The sequence below is a fragment of the Pantoea sp. CTOTU49201 genome, from assembly GCF_032054795.1.
In the GTDB taxonomy this organism is placed as follows: Bacteria; Pseudomonadota; Gammaproteobacteria; order Enterobacterales; family Enterobacteriaceae; genus Pantoea; species Pantoea symbiotica.
This window is the reverse complement of record NZ_DAMBSA010000272.1, coordinates 1-6,610: the sequence shown is the minus strand read 5'-3', so window position 1 is coordinate 6,610 and position 6,610 is coordinate 1. Positions and strand designations below refer to the sequence as shown.

Here is a 6,610-nt window from a genome sequence, read left to right as displayed (position 1 = left end):
CTTCCGGCATAATATCTTTCAGTTGAATAACATCATTTTTATCGCCCTGAATCATCAGTTGCCTGGCATCAGCTTCAGTGAAAAGACCTTCCTCGCCATAAGTCAGCAAATCTTCCACGGTGATAACCTTGGTGGTGCTTTCACCATCTTGCAGGTCAATAATCGCTTTGGTTTCTACAAGGCCATTTAACTCAACCTTGCTGTCATCATGGGCAGCGATGTTGGCGTTATTACTGTTGTAGCCGTAATCGGGGTTTCCTGGGTTATTTCCCCATATAACGTTATCAATCAGAACATTAGTCTGACTATAGGTATCGATCGCAACACGATAGATTAGCTGACCAGCAGGTGCAGTATAGTTTACGAAGCTACTATAACTACCGGAATGTATTACATTGTTATAGGCATCATAAAAAGTCACGTCGACATAACCTTCCAAGCTGAATTGGATGTCAGTAGTCTGGCCGACAGTAAAGCTAAAAATATCATCAGGTGAAAGCCTCAGCTTTCCGTTTTCTTGATAAGCCACGCCGGTTAGAACTGCGAAACCCTCAACTCCTGTACCTGCGCTATATACCGGTCCATCTGGAAGAGTTGTAAAATATGCGTCACCTTTACCTGCAAGATAACTGGATGTACCATAAATAACACTTGCAATACCCATTCCCCCTTTATCTTTAACCGTAACTGTCACCTTACCAATCAATTCACCTTGTGGCGCTACAAATCCTGATTCTTTTATAACTCCCTCGATTGATGCACCAACTTTGGAACCGAAGTCCGAAGATCCCAAATATTTACCTGTGGTGCTGTAATAAGCTAACCGTGCCCAGCCACTGTCGGACAGCCCATTAACTGTCATATAAAAATCAGTAGAAGCTGCTATTTCAAAAGTGGCACTTTTCGCAGCGGTATCACCGTCATCAATAAACTTAAGGTAACCTGGTTCCTTTTTAACTATCGCTTGGTTTTTAGAGTACAGAATACCTTCCACTAATTTTAAGGTGCCCCCGTTTAATGAACGGAAAGTGTATCCTGAACTAAATGTCCTGCTTCCTGTAATGACCGCTTGATCATTATGAAAGCTATCAGCGTAGTAAGCTTCACCCGATTTTCCATTACCCACCAAAGTAAACCTGGCTTCATTTGAAGGGTCGCTGACTCCTGCTGATTTTACTTCTCTTGCGGTGATACTGTGGAAACCTGAAGGATAATTACTGCTGTGCAGATATGACCATGTACCGTCTGTACCTGCCGTGGTGCTGCCAATTAACGTTGTGCCATCGTAAATATTTATAACGCTCAGCGCGCGGCCTGTGCCTTCAACCTTTACGCTGCCATCATCAATAATGCCGCCATTAGCAAACTTGTCGTATGCGCCACTCGCCTGGTGCTCGAACAATCCTGTAATGCTTGGTTTATCCGGACCCAAACCGGAAGTATCGATTTCGATCTGCCATTTATTTGACACGCCGGAATAGTCACGCTGCACGGCCCAGAAGTTATGGTGTCCGTCGCCCAGCGCCGTCGGCGTGAAACTCCAGTCACCATTACTGCTTGTCTGCGTGGAGCCCAGCAGTGTGTTGCCGTCGTAAATAAGGACAAAGCGTCCCGCTTCAGAGCGACCGGATAAGGTTGGCGCACTGTCATCGGTGATACCATTGTTGCCGACAGGCCCGGTAACGCCAACATCGTCAAATACCTGTGTAATGGTGGTCGGCACCGAAGGTGACGGATAAATATGCAGATCGAAACTGTCATTCCAGTCTGCTGCACCTTCACTCTTAACCTGGAAATTCCAGTCGCCAACCAACAGATCAACCGACGGTGTCCAGCTCCATATTCCATCATGCCCTACATCAACGGTGACACTGTTCTGGCTGCCATTGAGCGTGTACTGAATCACAACCCGGCTGTTCGATTCTGCCCGACCAGTGAATCTCGGTGACATGTCATCGGTAAAATCACCGCTGTTGAGTTTGCCGATACTGGTGCCGAAATCGTCCCAGACTTCGGTGATTTTTGTCTGCTGATCGCCTGAACCCGCAGCAAAGATGTCCAGGTTAAATAGTGCAGAAGAGACTTTAGGTGTCGCCGCCTGGAACTCGTATTGACCGGCCGCCAGCGCAGGGGAAGGGGTCCAGCTCCAGTTTTGTCCGTTCACCGTTGCGGTTGCGCTTCCTGCCCAGGTGCTTTCACCCGCTTTGCGGTAGTAAACGATAACTGTAGCGCCTTCATTTGCCTGGCCGCGCAGTGTTGGCGTGTTGTCATCGGTGAGTGCGCCATTACTTAAAACGCCACTCCATTTTCCGACATCATCAAGAGCGTCTTCGATAGTAATAAAGTCAGACATTCCAACGTTAATGATAAAGGCATCAGAGGCTTTACCTTGACGGTAAATGGGCGCACCGCTCGCATCTTTACCAAACTCTTCGATGGCAACCAGAGTCAATGCGTTCTCGCCTTGGGGCAGATCGCTATTAGGTTCGATAACCCACAAGCCCGTAACCGCGTCGGTTTTTGCACTGCCAATATCGTTGCCCGCAGCATCACGTAAATAAACAATAGTATTGGGCTGAGCAACGCCGGTTAAAGTGGGTTTCTTATCATCAGTTAATTGGCCTGGATCGAAACTACCCGTTTTCGTACCGACATCATCCTTAAGATTAATTAGGGTGGGTGCTTCCGGAGGCGTGGTATCAATGATCAGGGTTCGGATAGTAGGTGGGCTTAAATTACCAGCGGCATCAATGACAATAATCGCAATATTATAAACACCATCTGGCAAATCTTCATCGAGCGTCCAGGTGAATCTTCCGTCAATGGGATTATAATCTGCATTGACCTGTTTTGAACCAATCGTAATTTTTACTTTTGTGTTGGGGTTTTTCTCGCCTGTATCGCCTGAAAAAGTAGGGCGGGGTGTATCCCTGTAAATATATTTCGCTTGGTCATATGCAAGTATGTTCATATTTTGTATTCCGAATAAAAATCTTTATTAATTGACAATTTGAGTGAGTCATGATGATAAGTGAACATATTTAACAGGTTTCAGAGAAGCGTCTTAAAAACAGGGGAAGGCTGCTGGTTGTTAGTGATTTAAGAGCGGAGCTGAAAAATAAGAATGAGGCTGAAATGAATGAACGCTAGAGTGAAGAGATGAAAAGAAAAAACATTATAAAATTATAAAACCCTCTCACAGTAGAAAGGGCATTATGCATAATCCTAAGACACCAACTCCTGCGCATACAAATACAGCGCCTTCAGCTGTGCCATCTTCTCCGTATTCCCTTCATGCAAACTCGCCAGCGACTCCAGCTCCAGCAGAAACGCCTGCACGCGTTCGGCATTCAACGCTTCGCGGCGATGCTGCAACCAGCGCTGCTGCTCGGCGTCATCCAGCGTGCCGGGGAAGTTGCGCGCTCGATAGCGGAACAACAGTTTAGCGATACGCTTATCTTCGAAGCTCAAATCCAGCGCCGGTAAGTTTTGCGGCGGCGTCTGGCGGATAATATTCATGCCAGCGCGATCGGAGTCGCTGAAGAAACCGTCATACAACTGCGCATCCACATCATCTGAAGGCGTAAACGGCTCGGCGTCGGCAAACAGCGCCACCACTTTCTCACGCACCTCCGCATGGTCACGCAGCAGCTTAAGGTTAGCGAGACACTGCTGACGATCGATATTCAAACGCGCGGCATCTTCCGGACGCAGCGTGCTCGCGGGCGCCAGCACCGGACACTTATTGATGTGCACCAGCTTGATCGGCACCGCAGGCAGATCGCCCAGATCGCTGTGACGGGTATACAAACGCTCACGCAGTTCATCTGACCCAAGCTCCAGCAGCGGCGACATATTACCAGCCAGATCGGCGACAATCAGCGCGTTTCGGTTATCCGGATGCCACGCCAGCGGCACAATCCAGCTGGTGTTACCGCGCGCCGCGCCGAACATGCCGGAGACGTGCACCAGCGGTTTCATCTGCGGGATATCAATCAACGTCATCAGTTTCTGTTTGTTGCGATGGGTAAACAGAAACTCAAACAGCTTCGGCTGCTTCTCTTTCACCAGTTTCGCCATCGCCAGCGTGGCATAAACGTCCGACATCGCATCGTGCGCCTGTTCATGCGCCACGCCGTTGGCCTTGGTGAGATGCTCCAGCTTAAAGCTTGGGAAGCCATCATCATTTTCCGGCCACTCAATGCCTTCCGGGCGCAACGCGTAGCAGGCGCGCATCACATCAAGTAAATCCCAGCGTGAATTGCCGTTTTGCCAGCTCCAGCCGTACGGATCGAAGAAGTTGCGATAGAAGATATTGCGCGTCACTTCATCGTCGAAGCGCACATTGTTGTAACCAATCACACAGGTTTGCGGCTCGCTAAACAGGCCGTGAATGCGTTCGGCAAACGCCGCTTCTGTTACACCACGTGCTTTGGCGGTTTGCGGCGTAATGCCGGTGATCATCACCGCTTCCGGCTGCGGCAGATAATCGTCGGCTGGCTGGCAATAAAACACCTGCGGTTCACCTACCGCATTGAATTCTTTATCGGTACGCATGCCCGCAAACTGCGCCGGACGGTCCAGCGACGGGTTTTTACCGAAGGTTTCATAATCGTGAAATAAGAAGGTGAACTCAGAGGCGGGCACGGCGTTATCCTGGCAATGGAGAATCAACGCACAGGATAGTCGTCCCTGGATAGCAGTACAACCTTGATCATCCTCGCTGCGAGCGGGCGCGCAGCATTTATGCGCAGTTCATACTTTTTTTCAATTTATTCAGATCTGTAAGCGCTATTTGCCGTAAAACGTGCGGCGGTAAATTCATTTTTTGATCTTGAGGAAGAAGTGTTGAAAAGGCGTCTGCTGGTAACTGTATCTGGAATGATTGTTTGGGCATCGTTGGCGCAGGCTGACGACAGCATGCCATTTCCCCTGACGCCACCGCCGATTGATGCGGCTTCATGGGTGTTGATGGACGCCACAACCGGACAAATTCTCACCGCCGGCAATCCGGATGAAGAGCGTAACCCGGCCAGCCTGACCAAACTGATGACCGGTTATGTCGTTGATCGCGCTATCGATCAGAACAAAATCAGCCGCGATGACAAAGTCACCATCGGCAAAGATGCGTGGGGCGCGGGCAATCCGGTGTTTAAGGGTTCTTCGCTGATGTTCCTCAAGCCGGGCGATCAGGTCACGGTGCGCGACCTGATGCGCGGCGTGATCATCGATTCCGGTAACGATGCCTGCGTGGCGCTGGCGGATCACGTGGCCGGCAGCGAAAGCAGCTTCGTCACCATGATGAACAGCTACGTGCAGAAACTCGGCCTGTCGCACACCCATTTCGAAACCGTGCACGGCCTCGACGCGCCGGGCCAGCACACCACCGCACGCGATTTGGCGGTGCTGTCGCGCGCCATCATCAGCGGCGAGCCCGATTTCTACGCCATGTACGGGGAGAAAACCCTGACGTGGAACGGCATCACTCAAAACAATCGCAACGGCTTGCTGTGGGATCAAAATCTGCACGTCGATGGTCTGAAAACCGGCCACACCGAAAGCGCCGGTTTTAACATCATCGCTTCTAACGTTGTCGGACGTCATCGCCTGATTGCGGTGATCATGGGCGGCAAGAGCCCGAAAGGGCGTGAAGATCAGGCGCGCAAGCTGCTGGTGTGGGGCCAAAACAGCTTTGATACCGTGCAGCTGTTCCATGCAGGCAAAAAAATCGGTACCGAAAACGTTTGGTACGGCAATCCGCATAAAGTGGATGTCGGCACCACGCAGGATATCTACCTGTCGCTGCCGCGCACCGAAGTGGCTAACGTGATGGCAAAATACGTCATCGATCGCAAAGATCTGGAAGCGCCGCTGAAAGCGGGCGAGCAGATTGGTGAAATTCAGGTGATGGACAAAGATAAGCAGCTGGCAAGCTATCCGCTCTACGCGCTGCAAGCGGTTGATCAGGCTGGCATCATTACGCGCATCAGCGATTACGTGAAACAGAAACTGTAATCCGTCGCGTATTTCCGCGTCATCATCGTCGCCGTGCTGCGGCGGTGATGGCACAATCGCTGTTTCTGCTGCTGATGAGAGGCAAGGTATGAAAGCATCGATTGTTGAACGTAATCCGCAAAGCTGGCTCGGTTATCATCTGCAAGGTCCGTGGCAGGAAACCGTGCCGCGCGGCTTTAACCAGCTGAAAAGCTGGGTGAGCGTGCACAAGGTTGAAGGCGAATGGCTGGCGATCTATTACGGCAATCCGCAGGAGTTGCCGCCCGAAGAGCTGCGTGTAGAAACGGTGATTACCGCGCCAGAAGATGTGATTCCGGCGGCGGGCGACGATATCGAAAAAGGCTTATTGCCGGGCGGCCGCTATTTTCATGCGCGCGTTGAAGTGCTCAACAACGATTTCTTCAGCGCGTGGCGCAGTTTGTTCGATAGCTTGAATGCGCAGGGCGGCTGGCAAGTCGACAATCGTCCGTGCTTTGAGCATTACCTTTCTGATGGATCCGACAGCGGCAACTGGCTGGTGGATATGTATATTCCGGTACGTGCGGATGATTAAATTACGCGGTCACCATAAATGGCGACCCTACAAAACCGCACT

4 protein-coding genes are annotated in these 6,610 nt (G+C 50.8%); 2 read left to right on the top strand and 2 right to left on the bottom strand.

Annotation, left to right across the window (positions count from 1 at the left end; genetic code table 11):
• Both RTY00_RS17275 and sbcB read right to left on the bottom strand, forming a co-directional pair.
• The coding region (locus RTY00_RS17275; RefSeq protein ID WP_312665257.1) for an Ig-like domain-containing protein at positions 1-2,971 on the bottom strand (2,971 nt) is incomplete at its 3' end.
• Between the two features lie 254 nt (positions 2,972-3,225).
• Entirely contained in the window at positions 3,226-4,647 is a 1,422-nt protein-coding gene (sbcB, locus tag RTY00_RS17270; RefSeq protein ID WP_312665256.1) for an exodeoxyribonuclease I, read from the bottom strand.
• Between the two features lie 201 nt (positions 4,648-4,848).
• On the opposite strand from sbcB, the gene dacD reads away from it, so the two are divergent.
• Positions 4,849-6,015, top strand: coding sequence for a serine-type D-Ala-D-Ala carboxypeptidase DacD (gene dacD, locus RTY00_RS17265; RefSeq protein ID WP_312665255.1), 1,167 nt, complete (start codon positions 4,849-4,851; stop codon positions 6,013-6,015).
• A gap of 88 nt (positions 6,016-6,103) precedes the next feature.
• A complete protein-coding gene (locus tag RTY00_RS17260) occupies positions 6,104-6,568 on the top strand; it encodes a GyrI-like domain-containing protein (protein ID WP_312665254.1) in 465 nt (154 codons plus the stop codon).
• Positions 6,569-6,610: the final 42 nt, after the last annotated feature.